Below are 22,262 nucleotides of genomic sequence, written 5' to 3'. Positions count from 1 at the left end.
CTCCCTAATAAATTCAAGATTGGAGACAACAATGGCCGAAGCAAAAGTACTCAGTGGCGCCGGGCTCCGGGGCCAGGTCGCCGGGCAAACCGCACTGTCCACCGTGGGCCAGGCCGGTGCCGGGCTGACCTATCGCGGCTACGACGTGCGCGAACTGGCAGCCGACGCACAATTTGAAGAGGTGGCGTACCTGCTGCTCTACGGGGAGCTGCCGACCAAGGCGCAACTCGCCGACTATCAAGGCAAGCTGAGCAAGCTGCGCGACCTGCCGCAAGCGCTGAAAGAAGTGCTGGAGCGCATCCCCGCCGACGCCCACCCGATGGACGTGATGCGCACCGGTTGCTCGTTCCTTGGCAATATCGAGCCGGAGAAAGACTTCTCCGAGCAACGCGACAAGACCGACCGCCTGCTGGCCGCGTTTCCGGCGATCATGTGCTACTGGTATCGCTTCAGCCACGACGGCAAACGCATCAACTGCGTGAGCGACGAGCCGTCCATCGGCGGCCACTTCCTGCACCTGCTGCACGACAAGAAGCCGAGCGAGCTGCACGTCAAAGTGATGAACGTGTCGCTGATCCTCTACGCCGAGCACGAATTCAACGCCTCGACCTTCACCGCTCGGGTGTGTGCTTCGACCTTGTCCGATCTGTATTCCTGCGTCACGGCGGCCATCGGCTCGCTGCGCGGCCCGCTGCATGGCGGCGCCAACGAAGCGGCGATGGAAATGATCGAGCGCTTCTCGTCGCCGGAAGAGGCGGTCAAGGGCACCCTCGGCATGCTCGAACGCAAGGACAAGATCATGGGCTTCGGTCACGCGATCTATAAGGACAGCGATCCGCGCAACGAGGTGATCAAGGGCTGGTCGAAAAAACTCGCCGACGAAGTGGGCGACAAGGTGTTGTTCGCGGTTTCGGAAGCCATCGACAAGACCATGTGGGAGCAGAAGAAACTGTTCCCCAACGCCGACTTCTACCATGCCTCGGCGTATCACTTCATGGGCATCCCGACCAAGCTGTTCACCCCGATCTTCGTCTGCTCGCGCCTGACCGGCTGGGCAGCGCACGTGTTCGAGCAGCGTGCCAACAACCGCATCATCCGTCCAAGCGCCGAGTACACCGGCGTCGAACAGCGCAAGTTCGTGCCCATCGAACAGCGCTGACCGGGGAGGGCGCCGGCACAGGCGCCCCCTCTTTGAAACTACCGTGACCGAGTCCTGACCGATGAACACAGAATTTCGCAAGAACCTGCCCGGCACGCCGCTGGACTTTTTCGACGTCCGCGCGGCGGTCGATGGGATCCAGCCCGGCAGCTACGATACCCTGCCGTACACCTCTCGCGTGCTGGCGGAAAACCTCGTGCGTCGCTGCGACCCGGCCACGCTCACCGATTCCCTGAAACAACTGATCGAGCGCAAACGCGACCTCGACTTCCCATGGTTCCCGGCCCGCGTGGTGTGCCACGATATTCTCGGCCAGACCGCGCTGGTGGATCTGGCCGGCCTGCGCGACGCGATTGCCCAGCAGGGCGGCGACCCGGCGCAGGTCAACCCGGTGGTGCCGACGCAACTGATCGTCGACCACTCGCTGGCGGTGGAGGCGGGCGGTTTTGACGCCCAGGCGTTCGAGAAGAACCGCGCCATCGAAGACCGTCGCAACGAAGACCGTTTCCACTTCATCAACTGGACCAAGAAGGCGTTCAAGAACGTCGACGTGATCCCGCCGGGCAACGGCATCATGCACCAGATCAACCTGGAGAAAATGTCGCCGGTGATCCAGGTGCGCGACGGCGTGGCGTTCCCGGATACCTGCGTCGGCACCGACAGCCACACCCCGCACGTCGATGCGCTGGGCGTGATCGCCATCGGTGTTGGTGGTCTGGAAGCCGAGAGCGTGATGCTCGGCCGCGCGTCGTGGATGCGCCTGCCGGAAAGCGTCGGTGTCGAACTGACCGGCAAGCTGCAACCGGGCATTACCGCCACCGACATGGTGCTGGCGCTGACCGAATACCTGCGCAAACAGAAAGTGGTCGGCGCGTGGCTGGAGTTCTTCGGCGAAGGCGCTTCCGCGCTGACCCTCGGCGACCGCGCGACCATCTCCAACATGGCTCCGGAATACGGCGCCACGGCGGCGATGTTCTACATCGACCAGCAGACCATCGATTACCTGAAACTCACCGGTCGCGAAGACCAGCAAGTGCAACTGGTCGAGCAATACGCCAAGCAGATCGGCCTGTGGGCCGACAGCCTGAAAGGCGCGCAATACGAGCGCGGCCTGACCTTCGATCTGTCCTCGGTGGTGCGCAACATGGCCGGCCCGAGCAACCCGCACGCCCGCGTGGCGGTGTCGGATCTGGCGGCCAAAGGCATCGCCGGTCAGTGGGAAGACGTCCCTGGGCAAATGCCCGACGGCGCGGTGATCATCGCCGCCATCACCAGTTGCACCAACACCAGCAACCCGCGCAACGTGATCGCCGCCGGCCTGCTGGCGCGCAACGCCAACAAGCTCGGGCTGACCCGCAAGCCGTGGGTCAAGTCGTCGCTGGCACCGGGCTCGAAAACCGTGGCGCTGTACCTCGATGAAGCGGGGCTGACCACGGAGCTGGAGCAGCTCGGTTTCGGCGTCGTCGCCTTCGCCTGCACCACCTGCAACGGCATGTCCGGCGCGCTGGACCCGGTGATCCAGCAAGAGATCATCGACCGCGACCTGTACGCCACTGCTGTGCTGTCCGGTAACCGCAACTTCGACGGGCGGATTCACCCGTACGCCAAGCAGGCTTTCCTCGCTTCGCCGCCGCTGGTGGTGGCCTACGCGATTGCCGGCACCATCCGTTTCGATATCGAGAAAGATGTGCTGGGCGTGGTCGACGGCAAGGAAATTCGCCTGAAAGACATCTGGCCGAGCGACGAAGAAATCGACGCGGTGGTGAAATCTTCGGTCAAGCCTGAGCAGTTCCGTCAGGTCTACATCCCGATGTTCGCCATCCATGAAGACACCGGTCCGAAAGTCACGCCGCTGTACGACTGGCGCGAAATGAGCACCTACATCCGCCGTCCGCCGTACTGGGAGGGCGCGCTGGCCGGGGCGCGGCCGCTCAAGGGCATGCGTCCGTTGGCGGTATTGCCGGACAACATCACCACCGATCACCTGTCGCCGTCGAACGCGATCATGCTCGACAGCGCCGCCGGCGAGTACCTGGCGAAAATGGGCCTGCCGGAAGAGGACTTCAACTCTTACGCGACCCACCGGGGCGACCACTTGACCGCACAGCGCGCGACCTTCGCCAACCCGAAACTGTTCAACGAAATGGTCGTGGAAAACGGCAAGGTCAAGCAGGGCTCGCTGGCTCGAGTCGAGCCGGAAGGCCAAGTGATGCGCATGTGGGAAGCCATCGAAACCTACATGGAGCGCAAGCAGCCGCTGATCATCATCGCCGGCGCCGACTACGGCCAGGGCTCGTCCCGCGACTGGGCGGCCAAAGGCGTGCGTCTGGCGGGGGTGGAAGCGATTGCCGCCGAAGGTTTCGAGCGCATTCACCGCACCAACCTGGTGGGCATGGGCGTGTTGCCGCTGGAGTTCAAACCGGGCACTGACCGCAAGACTCTGGGCATCGACGGCAGCGAAACCTACGACGTGATCGGTGAGCGCACGCCGCGCGCCGACCTGACGCTGGTGATCCATCGCAAGAACGGCGAACGCGTCGACGTGCCGGTGACCTGCCGCCTCGACACCGCCGAAGAAGTGTCGATCTACGAGGCTGGCGGCGTGTTGCAGCGCTTCGCTCAGGACTTCCTCGAAGAGTCGGCGGTTGCCGTTTAAATCAACTGATGTGGGCATGGGACTTCAAGTCCCATGTCTTCGTTAAGGAGCACCATGGCTCACGCACCGCAAATAAAAATCCCCGCCACCTACATGCGTGGCGGCACCAGCAAAGGCGTGTTTTTCAGCCTCAAGGACCTGCCCGAAGCCGCGCAGATTCCCGGCCCGGCCCGCGATGCGCTGTTGCTGCGGGTCATCGGCAGCCCCGATCCGTACGACAAGCAGATCGACGGCATGGGCGGCGCCACCTCGAGCACCAGCAAAACCGTAATCCTGTCGAAAAGCATCAAGGCCGATCACGACGTCGATTACCTGTTCGGTCAGGTGTCGATCGACAAGCCGTTTGTGGACTGGAGTGGCAACTGCGGCAACCTGTCGGCGGCGGTCGGCTCGTTTGCCATCAGCAACGGTCTGGTGGACGCCAGTCGCATTCCGCACAACGGTGTGGCGGTGGTTCGCGTGTGGCAGGCCAACATCGGTAAAACGATCATTGCCCACGTGCCGATCACCAACGGCGAAGTCCAGGAAACCGGTGATTTCGAACTCGACGGCGTGACCTTCCCGGCTGCCGAAGTCCAGGTCGAATTCATGGACCCGGCGGCGGAAGAAGAGGGCGGCGGTGGCTCGATGTTCCCCACCGGCAACCTGATCGACGATCTGGAAGTGCCGGGCGTCGGCACGTTCAAGGCGACCATGATCAACGCGGGTATTCCGACGATCTTCGTCAACGCCGAAGACATCGGTTACACCGGTACTGAATTGCAAAGCGCGATCAACAGCGATCCGAAAGCGTTACAGATGTTTGAGACCATTCGTGCCTACGGTGCTTTGCGCATGGGGCTGATTTCCAGTCTGGATGAAGCGGCCAGGCGTCAGCACACGCCTAAGGTAGCGTTCGTCGCCAAGCCTGCGGATTACGTCGCGTCCAGTGGCAAAGCCATTGGCGCCGGGGATGTGGATTTGCTGGTGCGGGCGTTGTCGATGGGCAAGCTGCACCACGCGATGATGGGGACGGCGGCGGTGGCGATCGGCACGGCGGCGGCCATCTCGGGCACGTTGGTGAATCTGGCGGCGGGTGGTGTGGAGCGGAATGCGGTGCGGTTCGGGCATCCGTCCGGGACGTTGCGTGTTGGCGCAGAAGCTAGTCTGGAAAACGGTGAGTGGGTTGTGAAGAAAGCGATCATGAGCCGTAGTGCGCGCGTCCTGATGGAAGGTTACGTGCGCGTTCCTGGCGACTCGTTCTAATGAACAACCGGTGAGAGCGAGCCCGTTCGCTCTCACCGCCATGCACATTTCAATAAGAAGAAAATTAGCCCTGAACCGAGGTCCCATCAACGAACCACTTTCAAGAGTGAATCGAACATGAGCGCCAACGTCGACCTGAACAACCGCCCCGACTACGACCATGTCCTGCAGGATATCGCCGATTACGTCCTCAGCTACAAAATCACATCCGCCGAAGCCCTCGACACCGCCCGCAACTGCCTGATGGACACCCTGGGCTGCGGCCTGCTGGCCCTGCGTTTCCCCGAATGCACCAAACACCTTGGCCCAATCGTCGAAGGCACCGTCGTCCCATTCGGCGCCCGAGTCCCTGGCACCTCCTATCGCCTCGACCCGGTGAAAGCGGCGTGGGACATCGGCTGCATCGTGCGCTGGCTCGATTACAACGACACCTGGCTCGCCGCTGAATGGGGTCATCCGTCGGACAACCTCGGCGGTATTCTCGCGGTGGCCGATCACCTGTCGCAAAAGCGTCTGGCCAACGGCGAAGCGCCGCTGACCGTGCGCGATGTACTTGAAGCCATGATCATGGCCCACGAAATCCAGGGCGTGATCGCGCTGGAGAACTCCTTCAATCGCGTAGGCCTCGACCATGTCATTCTGGTGAAAGTCGCCTCGACCGCCGTGACCGCCAAGCTGATGGGCGCCAACCGTGAGCAGTTGTTATCGGCGTTGTCTCACGCGTTCGCCGACGGCCAGGCATTGCGCACTTACCGCCATGCACCAAACGCCGGCTCGCGTAAATCCTGGGCGGCAGGGGATGCATCGAGCCGGGGCGTGCGGCTGGCGGATATCGCGATGCGCGGCGAAATGGGCATTCCCGGCGTCTTGAGTGCCAGACAGTGGGGCTTTTACGACGTTCTGTTCAGCCACACCAACAACGATCTGGCGCTCAAACCCGAAGACAAACGCACCTTCAGCTTCTCGCGACCGTTCGGCAGTTACGTGATGGAAAACGTGCTGTTCAAGATCAGCTTCCCCGCCGAGTTTCACGCGCAAACCGCCTGCGAGGCCGCCGTGACCCTGCATCCGCAGGTACGCAATCGTCTGCATGAAATTGATCGGATCGTCATCACTACCCACGAGTCGGCGATCCGCATCATTTCCAAGGTCGGGCCGTTGGCCAATGCCGCCGACCGCGATCACTGCCTCCAGTACATGACCGCCGTGCCGCTGGCGTTCGGCAATCTGGTAGCGGAGCAGTACGAGGATGATTTCCACAAGGCCCATCCGATCATCGATGTGCTGCGCGAGAAAATGGTCATCGTCGAAGATCCGCGCTTCACCCGTGAATATCTGGAGGCCGACAAACGCTCGATTGCCAACGCGGTGCAGGTGTTTTTCAAGGACGGTTCGAGCACGGAAAACGTGGTGGTGGAATACCCGATCGGCCATCGCCGGCGTCGCGCCGAGGGCATTCCATTGCTGGAGGACAAGTTCAGGGCAAATCTGGCCACCCGTTTCACCGGGCAGCGCAGCGGGGAGATTCTTGCGCTGTGCAAGGATTCGGCGCGGCTTGAAGCCACGCCGGTGAATCGGTTTATGGATTTATTGGTTATTTGAAGCGCCGCTCCACGCCTTTTTCCACGAGGATCTTCGCGGAGATTTCTTCAACGGAGAAATGCGTGGAGTTGATGTGCGGAATGTTCTCGCGGCGGAACAGGTTTTCCACTTCGCGCACTTCGAACTCGCACTGGGCGTAGCTCGAATAGCGGCTGTTGGGCTTGCGTTCGTTGCGGATCGCGGTGAGGCGGTCCGGATCGATAGTCAGGCCGAACAGCTTGTGCTGGTGAGCACGCAGGGCGGCCGGCAGTTGCAGGCGTTCCATGTCGTCTTCGGTCAGCGGGTAGTTGGCCGCACGGATGCCGAACTGCATCGCCATGTACAGACACGTCGGCGTCTTACCACAACGCGACACGCCCACTAGTATCAGGTCGGCCTTGTCGTAATAGTGGGTGCGGGCGCCGTCGTCGTTGTCGAGGGCGAAGTTCACCGCCTCGATCCGCTCCATGTAATTGGAGTTGTGGCCGATGGAGTGGGATTTGCCGACGGTGTAGGAAGAATGCTCGGTCAGTTCCTGCTCGAGCGGGGCGAGGAACGTCGAGAAAATGTCGATCATGAAACCATTGGAGGTTGCGAGAATCTCACGGATGTCCTGGTTGACGATGGTGTCGAAGATGATCGGCCGGAAACCGTCGGTTTCAGCGGCTTTGTTGATTTGTTGTACCATGGCCCGCGCTTTTTCAACGCTGTCGATGTACGGCCGCGTGAATTTGCTGAAGGTAATGTTTTCGAACTGCGCCAGAAGGCTTTGACCCAGGGTTTCGGCGGTGATGCCGGTGCCATCGGAGATAAAGAAAGCAGATCGTTTCATTTGCACCTTGGGCCTTAAGCTAGTGACGAATCTTGGATATGATAGGCGCGATTTGCCGGCCGCCATTTGCCCGCATTCTCACTTATTTTCCAGGTCCAGGCCATACAGCCGGCCAACGCTCCCCCGAGCCGCCGGTTTCTGAGCTTTTCCAACACAGTTAGTGGAGAGATCACCTTGGTAGAGTACGTAGTTTCCCTCGATAAGCTCGGCAAACACGATGTTGAGCATGTGGGGGGCAAGAACGCATCCCTGGGCGAGATGATCAGTAACCTGGCCGGTGCCGGTGTTTCGGTCCCCGGCGGCTTCGCCACCACGGCGCAGGCCTATCGTGATTTCCTGGAACTGAGCGGTCTGAACGATCAGATCCACAAGGCCCTCGATGCGCTGGACGTCGATGACGTCAATGCCCTGGCCAAGACCGGCGCCCAGATCCGCCAATGGATCATGGAAGCCGAATTCCCTGAAAAACTGAACACCGAGATCCGCACCGCGTTCGCCGCGCTGTCGGCCGGTAACCCTGACGTGGCCGTGGCCGTGCGTTCCTCCGCCACCGCCGAAGACTTGCCGGACGCTTCGTTCGCCGGTCAGCAGGAAACCTTCCTGAACATCCGTGGCGTGGAAAACGTCATCCGCGCGGCCAAGGAAGTGTTCGCTTCCCTGTTCAACGACCGCGCCATTTCCTACCGCGTGCACCAGGGCTTCGACCACAAGCTGGTCGCCCTGTCGGCCGGCGTGCAGCGCATGGTGCGTTCGGAAACCGGCACCGCCGGCGTGATGTTCACCCTCGATACCGAATCCGGCTTCCGTGACGTGGTGTTCATCACCGGCGCCTACGGCCTGGGCGAAACCGTCGTGCAAGGCGCGGTGAACCCGGACGAATTCTATGTCCACAAGGGCACGCTGGAGGCCGGTCGCCCGGCGATCCTGCGTCGCAACCTGGGCAGCAAGGCCATCAAGATGATCTACGGCGACGAGGCCAAGGCCGGTCGTTCCGTGAAAACCGTTGATGTCGACAAGGCCGAGCGCGCGCGTTTCTGCCTGACCGACGCTGAAGTCAGCGAGCTGGCCAAGCAGGCGATGATCATCGAGAAGCATTATGGCTGCCCGATGGACATCGAGTGGGCCAAGGACGGTGACGACGGCAAGCTGTACATCGTGCAGGCCCGTCCGGAAACCGTGAAAAGTCGCACCCAGGCCAACGTCATGGAACGTTACCTGCTGAAAGAAACCGGCACCGTGCTGGTGGAAGGTCGTGCCATCGGCCAGCGCATCGGCGCCGGCAAGGTGCGGATCATCAAGGACGTCTCCGAGATGGACAAGGTCCAGCCGGGAGACGTGCTGGTCTCCGACATGACCGACCCGGACTGGGAGCCGGTCATGAAGCGCGCCAGCGCCATCGTCACCAACCGTGGTGGCCGTACCTGCCACGCGGCGATCATCGCCCGTGAGCTGGGGATTCCTGCAGTCGTGGGTTGCGGCAACGCCACCCAACTGCTGAAGGATGGCCAAGGCGTGACCGTGTCCTGCGCCGAAGGCGACACCGGTTACATCTTCGAAGGCGAACTGGGCTTCGACATCAAGAAGAACTCCGTCGACGCCATGCCGGAGCTGCCGTTCAAGATCATGATGAACGTCGGCAACCCGGATCGCGCCTTCGACTTCGCGCAGCTGCCGAACGCCGGTGTGGGCCTGGCCCGTCTGGAGTTCATCATCAACCGCATGATCGGCGTCCACCCGAAAGCGCTGTTGAACTACGACGGCCTGCCGCAGGACATCAAGGAAAGCGTCGACAAGCGCATCGCCGGTTACGACGATCCGGTCGGCTTCTATGTCGAGAAGCTGGTTGAAGGCATCAGCACCCTGGCCGCTGCGTTTGCACCGAAGAAGGTCATCGTGCGTCTGTCGGACTTCAAGTCCAACGAGTACGCCAACCTGATCGGCGGCAAGCTGTACGAGCCGGAAGAAGAAAACCCGATGCTGGGCTTCCGTGGCGCTTCGCGTTACATCAGTGAATCGTTCCGTGACTGCTTCGAACTCGAGTGCCGTGCGCTGAAACGCGTACGCAACGAGATGGGCCTGACCAACGTCGAAATCATGGTGCCGTTCGTCCGTACCCTCGGCGAAGCCAGCCAGGTGGTGGATCTGCTCGCCGAAAACGGCCTGGCCCGTGGCGACAACGGTCTGCGCGTGATCATGATGTGCGAACTGCCGTCCAACGCGATCCTGGCGGAAGAATTCCTCGAATTCTTCGATGGTTTCTCGATCGGCTCCAACGACCTGACTCAGCTGACACTGGGTCTGGACCGTGACTCCGGGATCATCGCGCACCTGTTCGACGAGCGTAATCCGGCGGTCAAGAAACTGCTGGCCAACGCGATTGCCGCGTGCAACAAGGCCGGCAAGTACATCGGCATCTGCGGTCAGGGTCCTTCGGACCACCCGGACCTGGCCAAGTGGCTGATGGAGCAGGGCATCGAAAGCGTGTCGCTGAACCCGGACACCGTGCTGGAAACCTGGTTCTTCCTTGCCGAAGGCCAGGCGGCGGAATAAGCCGTGAATGAAGCCCCGGCCCGTTGAACCGGGTCGGGGCTTTAAGATTGAAGTAGGGCGAGCTCTCCGGATGCCGCCCTTTTTTGTGCAAGAGCATTATGCAAAGCAGCAGCAACCTATTTCCTGTCGCCCTGATCAGCGCCGAGCGACGCGGTGATCTGAGCGAAGACGTTTATCGTTTGAAACCGGGCAACAGCCCTGACTGGTCCGTGGAAATCGCGGTGACCCGTCTCGGCATGGCCGATGAGCCGGCGTCGCGCGGCGTGCCGGTGATCTTGCTGCACGGCAGTTTTTCCAACCGGCGCTTCTGGTTTTCGCCAAAAGGCCTAGGCCTTGGCGCCTATCTGACGCGACTGGGCTTCGATGTGTGGATCCCGGAAATGCGCGGTCATGGCCTGTCCCAGCGCAACGAGGACTACCGCCGCAACCGGGTCGCCGACTATGCCCGTTACGATCTGCCGGCGATTGCCGCGTTCGTCCGTGAGCAGAGCGGGCAGATTCCGCACTGGATCGGCCACTCGCTGGGTGGCATCACGCTGGCAGCCGCGTTGGGCGGCGAATACCTCGGTGAGCCTGCGGTGGCGTCGGCGGCGTTTTTCGGCACCCAGGTCAGCCGCACCTACTGGCCGTTGAAGATTCCGCCGGTGGAATGGAGCGGGCGCTTCATTCTCAAGCGTTTTGCCCAGTTGTCCGGCTCGCGACTCAAGCGCGGCCCCGAGGACGAGCCGATCGGTCTGGCGCTGGAAAGCATGCGCTGGTACGGGCTGTTCGGTCGTTTCGGCGACAAGGACAAGGATTGGTGGGCAGGCCTGGCCGATGTGCAGGTGCCGGTGCTGGCGGTGAGCGCTGCGGGGGATCATCAGGATCCGGCCTGGGCCTGCCGGAAGCTGTTCGAACAGATTGGCTCCGAGCACAAGCAGTTCATCAATCTGGGCCGAGAGCAGGGCTTCAACGATCAGTTCGGCCATGTCGAAATGCTGGTCAGCAAGGCGGCGCAGGCTGAGGTCTGGCCGCTGGTGGCGCGCTGGCTGGCAGATCAGCACACGCCATTGCTTGGCGAGAAGCCGGATCTGGCGGCAGCGGTCTGAACGCGGCGCCCTGAAAAGGGCATTTCGTTCGCGTCGGCTTGCGGCTAAGATATGACGCATTGGACGGTTCTGGTCATATTTGGTGACTGTTTCGCTATTACGTTTCAGCTTGTGTTCAGGTTCGTTCAGCGACCATGACATGGGCTAAGGTAAACAGCGACCGCCGGAACTCGTTTCAAAAGAGTGCGACATCCTTGATCGTCTTCCTTGTTACAGGAGTTTTTCGATGAACCATTACCTTACGCCTGACCTGTGCGACGCCTATCCGGAGCTGGTTCAGGTGCTGGAACCGATGTTCAGCAATTTCGGCGGCCGTGATTCGTTCGGTGGCGAAATCGTGACCATCAAATGCTTCGAAGACAACTCGCTGGTCAAGGAACAAGCCGAGCTCAAGGGCAACGGCAAGGTGCTGGTGGTCGATGGCGGTGGCTCGCTGCGCTGCGCACTGCTGGGCGACATGATCGCCGAGAAAGCCGCGAAAAACGGTTGGGAAGGGCTGGTCATCTACGGCTGCATCCGTGATGTGGACGTCATCGCCCAGACCGATCTTGGCGTGCAGGCCCTGGCCAGCCATCCGAAAAAGACTGAAAAACGCGGTCTCGGCGACCTCAACGTGCCGGTGACCTTCGCGGGTGTGACCTTCCATCCCGGTCAGTACATCTATGCGGACAACAATGGCGTGATCATCTCGCCAAGTCCGTTGAAAATGCCTGAATAAATCGCGGTCATCACAGGGGTGAGGATGTTCGAGGAAGAAAACGCGCAATGGGGGCTGGTGCATGCCCTGGTGCTGGACGGTAAAGGCGGTGCGCGTTCGATAGCCCGGACTGATCTCGACGATCTGCAGCTGCAGGCTCATGAAAGCCTGTGGCTGCACTGGGATCGCAGTCACCCGCAGACCCAGACCTGGCTGCGCAAATCCAGTGGGCTCAACGAGTTCACCTGCGATCTGCTGCTGGAAGAAAACACCCGCCCACGCCTGTTGCCGCTGCCGGATTCCGAGCTGTTGCTGTTTTTGCGCGGGGTCAATCTCAACCCGGGCGCCGAGCCGGAAGACATGGTATCGGTGCGGATTTTTGCTTCGGCCCAGCGGGTGATTTCCCTGCGTTTGCGTCCGTTGCGCGCCACCGACGAGTTGCTGGTGATGCTGGGCGAGGGCAAGGGGCCGAAAACCTCGTCCGAATTGATGCTCTATCTGGCGCAATTCCTCACCAACAAGGTGCAGGATCTGGTGACTTGCCTCTCCGAAGTGGTCGATGAAGAGGAAGAAAAACTGGATGCCGACGAACGGTATACCCCCGAGCACGGCGCCATTTTGCACATCCGTCGCCGGGCCGCCGGACTGAAGCGTTTTCTGGCACCGCAGCGGGATATTTTCGGACAGCTGACGCGGATAAAACTGCCGTGGTTCGTCGATGACGATGCCGACTACTGGAACGAATTGAACAACAGCCTGACCCGTTATCTTGAAGAGCTCGAATTGACCCGAGAGCGCGTGGGGCTTGTGCTGGAGGCCGAAGACCGGCGCTTGAGCGTGCACATGAATCGCACGATGTATCGCTTCGGCATCATTACCTGCATCTTCTTGCCGATGAGTTTTATTACCGGTCTGCTGGGCATCAATGTCGGCGGCATTCCGTTCTCGAGCAGCCCTTATGGTTTCCTGATCGCTTGCCTGACGGTGCTCGCCCTGGCGTTCGGACAATGGTGGTTGTTCCGCCGTTTGCGCTGGGTATGACGATGCGCCATGTGACCCGACCAAATTTGCCCGCGTCTTTCACAGACATCACGAGAGGTGCGTATGCACGATCCGTTTGAACAGTCTTTGCGCGACATGCTCAACGCCTCGCCGTCCAGCCGCGACGACGATGCCTGTCTGGGCCGCGTACTCAAAACCGCCAACCGCCAGGTTGGCGCCGGCGATCTGTTCAGCCTGCTGGGCCGCTGGCTGCCCGCGCTGATGATCGCCCTGAATAATGGCTCGGCCCATGTCGCGCCGGTCTCCCGTCTCCGTAAACCTACCGCTCGCACTGCTGATAAGGCTGATTGAATATGGAACTTGATCTCTGGACTCAGAGCCTCGTCACTGCAATGACTGCGTTGTGGACCAAAGTCGCTAACTTCATTCCGAACCTGTTCGGCGCACTGGTTGTGTTGCTATTGGGTTTTGTCGTGGCCAAGCTGCTGGACACCTTGCTGTCCAAATTGCTGGCCAAACTGGGGCTTGATCGCCTGATGGGCGGCACCGGCCTGACCAAATTGATGTCCCGCGCGGGGCTGCAAGTGCCGATCTCCACGTTGATCGGTAAAATCGTCTATTGGTTCGTTCTGCTGATTTTTCTGGTTTCGGCAGCAGAATCCCTTGGACTTGAGCGAGTTTCAGCTACGCTTGACATGCTCGCGCTGTATTTGCCAAAAGTGTTCGGCGCGGCGCTGGTGTTGCTGGTGGGTGTCCTTCTTGCGCAACTGGCCAATGGCCTGGTTCGCGGGGCGGCAGAAGGCGTAGGCCTGGACTACGCTTCCGGCCTTGGGCGAATTGCCCAGGGCTTGGTGATCATCATCAGCATTTCGGTCGCGATCAGTCAGCTGGAGGTCAAGACCGACCTGCTGAACCATGTGATCGTCATCGTATTGATTACCGTTGGTCTGGCGGTTGCGCTGGCCATGGGCTTGGGAAGCCGGGAAATTGCCGGTCAGATTCTTGCGGGAATCTATGTGCGTGAGTTGTATCAGGTTGGGCAACAAGTGCGTATTGGCGAGGTCGAAGGCCAGATCGAAGAGATCGGCACGGTTAAGACCACATTGCTGACCGATGAGGGTGAGCTAGTCTCTCTCTCCAATCGGATCCTGCTGGAGCAGCATGTGAGTAGCCGCTAACCCGGCAAACCCTGCTAATGTATGCCGCCGCAAAATGCCAGCTGTCGCTGGCTGCGGTGGACATTGACCTGACTGTCGGCACGACTTGTTTTGAATAAAGCCCAAACGCTATCCACGCGCTACGACCCCCGCGAGCTCTCTGATGAGGAGTTGGTCGCGCGCTCGCATACCGAGCTTTTTCACGTGACGCGTGCGTATGAAGAACTGATGCGGCGTTACCAGCGGACATTATTTAACGTGTGCGCACGATATCTTGGGAACGATCGCGATGCAGACGATGTCTGTCAGGAAGTGATGTTGAAGGTGCTGTACGGGCTGAAGAACTTCGAGGGGAAATCGAAGTTCAAGACATGGCTGTACAGCATCACCTACAACGAATGCATCACACAGTATCGGAAGGAACGGCGAAAGCGTCGCTTGATGGACGCACTGAGTCTTGACCCCCTCGAGGAAGCGTCCGAAGAAAAGGCGCCGAAACCCGAGGAGAAGGGCGGACTGGATCGCTGGCTGGTGTATGTGAACCCGATTGACCGGGAAATTCTGGTGCTACGATTTGTCGCAGAGCTGGAGTTTCAGGAGATCGCAGACATCATGCACATGGGGTTGAGTGCGACAAAAATGCGTTACAAACGCGCTCTTGATAAATTGCGTGAGAAATTTGCAGGCATTGCTGAAACTTAGTTCGGCGCAAATATCTCTTACGTGTAGGCAAGTTCTGATAGACTTGCCGCCGAGTTGTCCCCCGGTTTGCGGGACTGCTTCACAATCACCAGATGGGGATTTAACGGATGAAACTGAAAAACACCTTGGGCTTGGCCATTGGTTCTTTGATTGCCGCCACTTCTTTCGGCGCTCTGGCACAAGGCCAAGGCGCAGTTGAAATCGAAGGCTTCGCAAAGAAAGAACAATTCGACAGCGCTCGTAACTTCAAGAACAACGGCAACCTGTTCGGCGGTTCGATCGGTTACTTCCTGACCGACGACGTTGAACTGCGTCTGGGCTACGACGAAGTGCACAACGTGCGTGCCGACGATGGCAAGAACGTCAAGGGCGCCAACACCGCTCTGGACGCTCTGTACCACTTCAACAACCCAGGCGACATGCTGCGTCCATACGTTTCGGCCGGTTTCTCTGACCAGAGCATCGACCAGAACGGTTCGAACGGTCGCAACCGTTCCACCTTCGCCAACCTGGGCGCCGGTGCCAAGCTGTACTTCACTGACAACTTCTACGCCCGTGCTGGCGTTGAAGCTCAGTACAACATCGACCAGGGCGACACCGAGTGGGCTCCAAGCGTCGGTATCGGTGTGAACTTCGGTGGCGGCTCCAAGCCAGCCGCTGCTCCAGTTCCAGCACCAGCTGAAGTCTGCTCCGACAGCGACAACGACGGCGTTTGCGACAACGTTGACAAGTGCCCGGACACCCCAGCCAACGTAACTGTTGACGCTGATGGCTGCCCTGCAGTTGCTGAAGTTGTTCGTGTTGAGCTGGACGTTAAGTTCGACTTCGACAAGTCGGTTGTGAAGCCAAACAGCTATGGCGACATCAAAAACCTGGCTGACTTCATGAAGCAGTACCCATCCACCACCACTACTGTTGAAGGTCACACTGACTCCGTCGGTCCTGACGCTTACAACCAGAAACTGTCCGAGCGTCGTGCAAACGCCGTTAAGCAAGTTCTGACCAACCAGTACGGTGTTGAATCGTCCCGCGTTCAGTCGATCGGCTACGGCGAATCCCGCCCAGTTGCTGACAACAAAACTGAAGCTGGCCGTGCTGTTAACCGTCGCGTAGAAGCGCAGGTTGAAGCTCAAGCTAAGTAATTAGCTGCCGCTACGAGAAAAGCCCGGCTTAGGCCGGGCTTTTCTTTGCCTGCGGTTTGGTGAATCCAGAGATTGTCAGGCCAGGCGATCGGCTGCCCAGCCAATCGAACCGACCTGGGTCGCCGCTGCTGCGACGGCGCCTATGACCAGAATCGCAGGGCTCTTGAGCTGGAAACCAAGGGCGTCGTCTTCCATCGCTGTCAGATCGCTGCGGCATTCGCGCTGCTCTGGCAACGAGGCGTTCTCGATCATCGCCACCGGCGTATCCGCTGCCATCCCCCCAGCCAACAGCTGCTCGCGAATCTCTCCGAGCTTCGCCACTCCCATGTAAATCACCAGCGTCGTCCCGCCTTGCGCCAGCGCCCGCCAGTTCAAGTGGCTGTCGTCCTGGGTATGGGCCGTGACCAGCGTCACGCCTCGGGCCACGCCGCGCAACGTCAGCGGAATATCACACTGGGTCGCGCCGGCCAGTCCGGCGGTGATGCCATTGACCAGTTCCACCTCGACCCCGCGCTCGCGCAACCACTGCGCTTCCTCACCTCCACGCCCGAAAATGCACGGATCGCCGCCCTTGAGCCGCACCACGCATTTGCCCTGACGGGCATATCGCAGCATCAGCCGATGGATGAACGCCTGGGGCGTCGAGCGGCAGCCGCCGCGTTTGCCGACCGCGATGATCCGTGCAGCAGGGCAGTGTTCGAGCACCGCGTCATTGACCAGATCGTCGATCAGTACCACCTCGGCCTCGCGCAAGGCACGTACGGCTTTTAGCGTCAGCAGTTCAGGATCACCGGGGCCCGCGCCCACCAGCCAGACTTTCGCGTTCATGGTGTTTTCCTCTTCAGATAACGGCGACCGGACGCACTTCGGCGGCCAGCAAACGCTTGATTTCCGGGACGCAGGAGCCGCATTGCGTGCCGCACCCCAACTTGTTTTTCAAACCCTGCAGATCCAGACCTTCACGGATACCGGCGCAGACCGCGCTGTGGCTGACGTTCTTGCAGTTGCACAGGGTTTTGTCCGCCACAACCTGCGCCCCGGCATTGCCCGGCGGTGCACTCATCGGCGCCAGCAGCCAGCGCCGCAGTTGTTCGTCGGCACGACCTTCCAGCCACAGGCCTTGCAACCAGTGCTGAGCGAGGGTTTCGCCAGCGAGGCGGATCGCAGTGATGCGCCCGTTTTCAATGCGCACCCGTTTGCCGATGGCGCGGCGAGGATCGTCATAAGCCAGCACCGGCCCGTCGATCAGGGCCAGGCACTGGTCGATTTCACGCAGTAATTGCGGTTCTGGCGCCACGGCGCTGGCTGCGCGTATCAGCAGCGCAGGCCGTTCACGTCCGACAAGGCTGAGACTTGCGTAGGAAAACGCCTCACAGAGCGGTCGAAGCGCCTCGAAATGCCGTTGAACATCGCCCTCGATCAGTGCGAACAGTTGCCATGGCAAATCCACCGGTTCCAGCCGTACACCGCTGTGCTTGAGTTCCGGCTGTTTCGACAAAGGATCGAAGGCGGGCAGGGTCAGGCTGTTCACGCCGCCCTTGAGGAAACGATCGCCCCAGTGCATCGGCAGGAACGCCTGGCCCGGACGCACGCTGTCATCGCTGGCGACCGCCACAATCACCGCGCCCCGACGACTTTTCAGATTCACCAGATCCCCCGGCTGCAAGCGGTGACGGCGCAATTCGTCCGGATGCAGGCTCAACACGGCTTCGCTGACATGGCCGAACAACTGCGCCGCCGTGCCGGTGCGGCTCATACCGTGCCATTGATCACGCAGGCGGCCGGTGATCAGGGTCAGGGGAAAGCGCGCGTCGCGTTGTTCCTTGGCGGCGCGATAGGGATCGGCAACGAACCGCGCGCGCCCGTTCGCTGTAGGAAAGATCCCGTCGCCATACAGCCGGGCTGTACCTTGGCGAGCGCCAGCGGGGAAGGGCCATTGCTGTGGCCCCAGCTCATCAATCAACCCATGGCTGATCCCGGACAAATCCAGATCGCGCCCCCGGGTCAGTTGTTTGTACTCGTCAAACAACTGCGCCGGTTGCTCGAAGGCAAACAGACCGGGCTGTTGCGGGCGCAGACGTTTCTCCAGGCGTTGTGCGAAATCAACGGTAATCGTCCAGTCCGGACGCGCTTCACCCGGTGCGGCAATGGCTTGGCGGACGTGGGAAATCCGCCGCTCGGAGTTGGTCACCGAACCTTCCTTCTCGCCCCAACTGGCCGCCGGCAACAGTAGATCGGCAAACGCTGCGGTTTCGGTGGTACGGAACGCCTCCTGCAAAACCACGAACGGACAAGCCTCCAGCGCGGCGCGCACGGCGTTCTGATCCGGCATCGATTGCGCCGGGTTGGTGCAGGCAATCCACAGCGCCTTGATCTTGCCGCTGCGCACTTGTTCAAACAGTTCGATGGCGCTGAGCCCGGTGTTTTCCGGCAGCTTATCCACACCCCAATACGCCGCGACTTCGGCGCGGTGCTCTGGATTGGCTACCTCACGATGACCGGGCAAAAGGTTTGAGAGGCTGCCGGTTTCGCGCCCGCCCATGGCATTGGGCTGACCGGTCAGGGAGAAAGGTCCTGCACCCGGCCGGCCGATTTGCCCGGTGGCCAGATGCAGATTGATCAGCGCGCTGTTCTTGGCACTGCCAGCGGTGGACTGGTTCAGGCCCATGCACCACAGCGACAGGAAACTCGGCGCGGTGCCGATCCACTCGGCGCATTGCTGCAACTGCTCGACGCTGATCCCGCACAGCTGCGAAACCATCGCCGGGGTGTAATCGCGCACCAGGCTTTTCAGCTCGGCGAGGCCATCGGTGTGGGCCTTGATGAAATCGCGGTCGATCCAGTCTTCCCACAACAGCAGATGCAAAATCCCATGGAACAGCGCGACATCGGTGCCCGGCAGAATCGCCAGATGCAGGCCCGCCAGATCGCAGGTGTCGGTGCGCCGTGGATCAATGACGACGACTTTCATCTGCGGGCGGCGGGATTTGGCTTCTTCGATACGGCGAAAAAGCACCGGATGGGCGTAGGCCATGTTACTGCCGACGATCACCACGCAATCGCTCAACTCCAGGTCTTCATAGCTGCATGGCGGTGCGTCGGCGCCGAGGCTGTGTTTGTAGCCGACCACCGCCGAAGACATGCACAGCCGCGAATTGCTGTCGATGTTATTGGTGCCGACCAGCGCCCGCGCCAGTTTGTTGAAGGCGTAGTAATCCTCGGTCAGCAACTGCCCGGAGATATAGAACGCCACGCTGTCCGGGCCGTGTTCGGCGATGGTGTCGGCGAACACGTTGGTGGCGTGATCCAGCGCGGTGTCCCAGTCGCAACGACTGCGTGCCAGGCCTTTGCCCAGGCGCAATTCCGGATACAACGCCCGGGCCGCCAGATCGCCGGTCAGGTGCAGGGTCGAGCCTTTGCTGCACAGTTTGCCGAAGTTGGCCGGATGCGCCGGATCGCCGCTGACGCCGAGGATGCGCTCGCCGTCATGCTCGATCAGCACGCCGCAGCCGACCCCGCAGTAGCAGCAGGTCGAGGCGGTCGTCTGGCGGTTCATCAGACGGCATCCCGCAGGGCCAGTTGCACGCGGCCGTTTTCGACCCGGGCCGGGTGATGGTGCGCGCAGCCGACGTCCGGCGCCTGGGCTTCGCCGGATTGCAGGTCGATCTGCCAGTTGTGCAGCGGGCAGGCGACGCGTTTGCCGTAGATCAGTCCTTGGGACAATGGGCCGCCCTTGTGCGGGCAGCGGTCATCCAGTGCGAAAACTTCGTCGTCGCTTGTGCGAAAGATCGCAATGTCACCTTTGGGCCCGGCGATGATCCGCGAACCGAGGGCGTTGATCTCTTCCAGGGCACAGATATCGAGCCAGTTCATGCCGGCACCTCCAGGTTTTTCACGGGGATCACGTCGAATTCTTTCTTCAGTTGCGGCTGCGCCAGGCGCTCTTTCCACGGGTCTTGTTCGAACGACAGGGAGAACTGCAGGCGCTCGTTCAGGGCCTTGCGGCGCTCGGGGTCTTCCAGCACGGCTTTCTTGATGTGCTCCATGCCGACCCGTTGCAGGTAGTGCACGGTGCGTTCGAGGTAGAAGGCTTCTTCGCGGTACAGCTGCAGGAACGCGCCGTTGTACTCGCGCACTTCCTCGGCCGTCTTGAGCTTGACGAAGAACTCGGCGACTTCGGTCTTGATCCCGCCGTTGCCACCGATGTACATCTCCCAGCCGGAATCGACGCCGATGATGCCTACATCCTTGATCCCCGCTTCCGAGCAGTTGCGTGGGCATCCGGAGACCGCCAGCTTCACTTTGTGCGGCGACCACATGTTGAACAGGTCGTGTTCGAGGTCGATGCCCAACTGGGTCGAGTTCTGCGTGCCGAAGCGGCAGAACTCGCTGCCGACGCAGGTTTTCACCGTGCGGATGGATTTGCCATAGGCGTGGCCGGACGGCATGTCGAGGTCTTTCCATACGCCGGGCAAATCCTGTTTCTTGATCCCCAGCAAGTCGATGCGCTGGCCGCCGGTGACCTTGACCATTGGCACCTGGTATTTGTCCGCCACGTCGGCGATCCGCCGCAGTTCCGACGGGTTGGTCACGCCGCCCCACATCCGCGGCACCACCGAATAAGTGCCGTCCTTCTGGATGTTGGCGTGGGCCCGCTCGTTGATCAGGCGCGACTGCGGATCGTCCTTGGCTTCGCCTGGCCAGGTGGAAATCAGGTAATAGTTGAGGGCCGGGCGGCAGGTGGCGCAGCCGTTCGGAGTGCGCCAGTTGAGGTAGCTCATGGTGCCGGCGATGGTCAGCAAATGCTGTTCGCGAATGGCCTGGCGGATCTGGCCGTGGTTGAGGTCGCTGCATCCGCAGATGGCTTTTTCGCTTTTCGGTTTGACGTCCGCCGCGCCGCCAACGGTGTTGATCAGGATCTGCTCGACCAGCCCGGCGCAGGAGCCACAGGAGCTGGCAGCCTTGGTGTGTTTCTTCACTTCGTCGACGCTGAACAGGCCGTGTTCCTGAATCGCCTTGACGATGGTGCCCTTGCATACGCCGTTGCAGCCGCAGACTTCGGCGTTGTCGGCCATGCTCATGGCTTTGTCCTGGCCCTGATGTCCTACGTCGCCAAGTGCGTTTTCTCCGAACATGAGGTGATCGCGGATCTCGCCGATGGCGTGATTCTCACGAATCTGCCGGAAATACCAACCGCCATCTGCCGTATCGCCGTACAGACAGGCGCCGACCAGCACGTCATCCTTGATCACCAGTTTTTTGTACACCCCGCCGATCGGGTCGGACAGAGTGATGGTTTCGGTGCCTTCGCCGCCCATGAAGTCACCGGCGGAAAACAGATCGATGCCGGTAACTTTCAGTTTGGTCGACGTCACCGAGCCCTGATAACGGGCGAAGCCCAGTTGCGCCAGGTGGTTGGCGCAGACTTTGGCCTGTTCGAACAACGGCGCCACCAGGCCGTAGGCAATGCCGCGATGGCTGGCGCATTCGCCGATGGCATAGATGCGCGGGTCATAGGTTTGCAGGGTGTCATTGACCAGAATCCCGCGGTTGCACGGGATGCCGGCCTTTTCTGCCAGTTCAGTGTTGGGGCGGATGCCGGCGGCCATGACCACCAGATCGGCGGGGATGATGTCGCCGTTCTTGAATTGCACCGAGCCGACCCGACCATTGCCGGCATCGTGCAGGGCCTGGGTCTGTTCACACAGGCGAAAGTGCAGGCCACGGGATTCGAGGGCGGTTTGCAGGAGCTGGCCGCTGGTCTTGTCCAGTTGCCGCTCCAGCAGCCATTCACCGAGGTGCACCACGGTGACGTGCATGCCGCGCAGCATCAGGCCGTTGGCCGCTTCGAGACCGAGCAGGCCGCCGCCGATCACCACGGCGTGCTTGTGGGTCTTGGCAGTGTCGATCATCGCCTGGGTGTCGGCGATGTCGCGGTAGCCGATCACGCCCTGCAAGGTGTTGCCGGGGATCGGCAGGATGAACGGGGTCGAACCTGTGGCGATCAGCAGACGATCGTATTCGGCTTCGGTGCCATCCTCGGCGATCACTCGGCGTTTGACCCGGTCGATCTCCACCACTTTGCGGTTGAGCAGCAGTTTGATGTTGTTTTCCAGATACCAGTCGAGGTCGTTGAGCACGATCTCTTCGAAGGTCTGTTCGCCGGCCAGTACCGGCGACAACAGGATGCGGTTGTAGTTGGTGTGCGGTTCGGCGCCGAAGACCGTGATGTCGTACAGCTCGTTGCTCAGTTTCAGCAGTTCTTCCAGGGTGCGAACCCCGGCCATGCCATTGCCGATCATCACCAGTTTGAGTTTTTTCATCAGGTTCTCCGGGAGCATCGGGCTTGCCTCTTGTGGGCAGTCAGGCCTTGCTCGACAAAAATGGCGCAAACAAAAAAGGCGTCCCGCCAGTTACCTAGCGAGGACGCCTTTGTCCTTGTCCCGTTCTC

17 protein-coding genes are annotated in these 22,262 nt (G+C 60.8%); 12 read left to right on the top strand and 5 right to left on the bottom strand.

The window, feature by feature from the left end; translation table 11 throughout:
• Positions 1 to 31 precede the first annotated feature (31 nt).
• From prpC to prpD, 4 genes are all read left to right on the top strand, one after another.
• Positions 32 to 1,159: a bifunctional 2-methylcitrate synthase/citrate synthase gene (gene prpC, locus JKA62_RS10920; RefSeq protein WP_011333241.1), complete on the top strand. Its 1,128-nt coding sequence runs from the start codon at positions 32 to 34 to the stop codon at positions 1,157 to 1,159.
• A gap of 61 nt (positions 1,160 to 1,220) precedes the next feature.
• Positions 1,221 to 3,815 (top strand): Fe/S-dependent 2-methylisocitrate dehydratase AcnD, encoded by a 2,595-nt coding sequence (gene acnD / locus JKA62_RS10915; protein WP_011333242.1) that lies wholly within the window; start codon positions 1,221 to 1,223, stop codon positions 3,813 to 3,815.
• A 54-nt stretch (positions 3,816 to 3,869) separates the two neighbouring features.
• Positions 3,870 to 5,060 carry a 2-methylaconitate cis-trans isomerase PrpF gene (gene prpF / locus JKA62_RS10910; protein WP_041475184.1) on the top strand — a complete coding sequence of 397 codons (1,191 nt, stop codon included), beginning with the start codon at positions 3,870 to 3,872 and terminating at the stop codon, positions 5,058 to 5,060.
• 117 nt (positions 5,061 to 5,177) lie between these two features.
• A complete protein-coding gene (gene prpD / locus JKA62_RS10905) occupies positions 5,178 to 6,662 on the top strand; it encodes a 2-methylcitrate dehydratase (RefSeq protein WP_011333244.1) in 1,485 nt (494 codons plus the stop codon).
• Here prpD and ppsR read toward each other — a convergent pair.
• On the bottom strand, positions 6,655 to 7,473 hold the full coding sequence (gene ppsR / locus JKA62_RS10900; RefSeq protein WP_011333245.1) for a posphoenolpyruvate synthetase regulatory kinase/phosphorylase PpsR: 819 nt from the start codon (positions 7,471 to 7,473) through the stop codon (positions 6,655 to 6,657). The two genes, prpD and ppsR, sit on opposite strands and share 8 nt — an antisense overlap.
• 174 nt (positions 7,474 to 7,647) lie before the next feature.
• On the opposite strand from ppsR, the gene ppsA reads away from it, so the two are divergent.
• The 8 genes from ppsA (at position 7,648) to JKA62_RS10860 (ending at position 15,811) form a co-directional block, all read left to right on the top strand.
• Entirely contained in the window at positions 7,648 to 10,023 is a 2,376-nt protein-coding gene (gene ppsA / locus JKA62_RS10895; protein ID WP_011333246.1) for a phosphoenolpyruvate synthase, read from the top strand.
• 98 nt (positions 10,024 to 10,121) lie between these two features.
• On the top strand, positions 10,122 to 11,111 hold the full coding sequence (locus tag JKA62_RS10890) for an alpha/beta fold hydrolase (protein WP_011333247.1): 990 nt from the start codon (positions 10,122 to 10,124) through the stop codon (positions 11,109 to 11,111).
• 226 nt (positions 11,112 to 11,337) lie between these two features.
• Positions 11,338 to 11,829, top strand: a complete 492-nt coding sequence (gene rraA, locus JKA62_RS10885) for a ribonuclease E activity regulator RraA (protein WP_011333248.1) — start codon at positions 11,338 to 11,340, stop codon at positions 11,827 to 11,829.
• Positions 11,830 to 11,853: 24 nt separating this feature from the next.
• Entirely contained in the window at positions 11,854 to 12,849 is a 996-nt protein-coding gene (locus tag JKA62_RS10880; protein WP_011333249.1) for a zinc transporter ZntB, read from the top strand.
• A 63-nt stretch (positions 12,850 to 12,912) separates the two neighbouring features.
• The gene (locus tag JKA62_RS10875; protein ID WP_007951986.1) at positions 12,913 to 13,161 is read left to right on the top strand and encodes a hypothetical protein; all 249 of its coding nucleotides are present in this window, start codon (positions 12,913 to 12,915) and stop codon (positions 13,159 to 13,161) included.
• Positions 13,162 to 13,163: 2 nt separating this feature from the next.
• A complete protein-coding gene (locus tag JKA62_RS10870) occupies positions 13,164 to 13,988 on the top strand; it encodes a mechanosensitive ion channel family protein (RefSeq protein WP_007951987.1) in 825 nt (274 codons plus the stop codon).
• Between the two features lie 90 nt (positions 13,989 to 14,078).
• Complete coding sequence (gene sigX / locus JKA62_RS10865) at positions 14,079 to 14,669, top strand: RNA polymerase sigma factor SigX (RefSeq protein ID WP_011333251.1); 591 nt, start codon at positions 14,079 to 14,081, stop codon at positions 14,667 to 14,669.
• A 107-nt stretch (positions 14,670 to 14,776) separates the two neighbouring features.
• Positions 14,777 to 15,811: an OmpA family protein gene (locus JKA62_RS10860; RefSeq protein WP_011333252.1), complete on the top strand. Its 1,035-nt coding sequence runs from the start codon at positions 14,777 to 14,779 to the stop codon at positions 15,809 to 15,811.
• A 75-nt stretch (positions 15,812 to 15,886) separates the two neighbouring features.
• Here JKA62_RS10860 and cobA read toward each other — a convergent pair whose 3' ends face one another.
• From cobA to nirB, 4 genes are read right to left on the bottom strand one after another with little or no spacing between them, the layout of a single operon-like run.
• Complete coding sequence (cobA, locus tag JKA62_RS10855; RefSeq protein WP_201817793.1) at positions 15,887 to 16,639, bottom strand: uroporphyrinogen-III C-methyltransferase; 753 nt, start codon at positions 16,637 to 16,639, stop codon at positions 15,887 to 15,889.
• A 13-nt stretch (positions 16,640 to 16,652) separates the two neighbouring features.
• Positions 16,653 to 19,367: a nitrate reductase gene (locus tag JKA62_RS10850; protein ID WP_201817791.1), complete on the bottom strand. Its 2,715-nt coding sequence runs from the start codon at positions 19,365 to 19,367 to the stop codon at positions 16,653 to 16,655.
• Complete coding sequence (gene nirD, locus JKA62_RS10845) at positions 19,367 to 19,684, bottom strand: nitrite reductase small subunit NirD (protein WP_007951992.1); 318 nt, start codon at positions 19,682 to 19,684, stop codon at positions 19,367 to 19,369. Before nirD ends, JKA62_RS10850 begins: the two co-directional genes overlap by 1 nt.
• Positions 19,681 to 22,134 carry a nitrite reductase large subunit NirB gene (nirB, locus tag JKA62_RS10840; protein ID WP_045121673.1) on the bottom strand — a complete coding sequence of 818 codons (2,454 nt, stop codon included), beginning with the start codon at positions 22,132 to 22,134 and terminating at the stop codon, positions 19,681 to 19,683. The genes nirD and nirB overlap by 4 nt, the downstream gene beginning before the upstream one ends.
• Positions 22,135 to 22,262 lie beyond the last annotated feature (128 nt).

Origin of the sequence: Pseudomonas sp. B7, from assembly GCF_016735645.1 — a bacterium.
Classification (GTDB): Bacteria; Pseudomonadota; Gammaproteobacteria; order Pseudomonadales; family Pseudomonadaceae; genus Aquipseudomonas; species Aquipseudomonas glycinae.
Note: the sequence above shows the minus strand (reverse complement) of the source record. Positions and strands in the feature narration are given on the sequence as shown.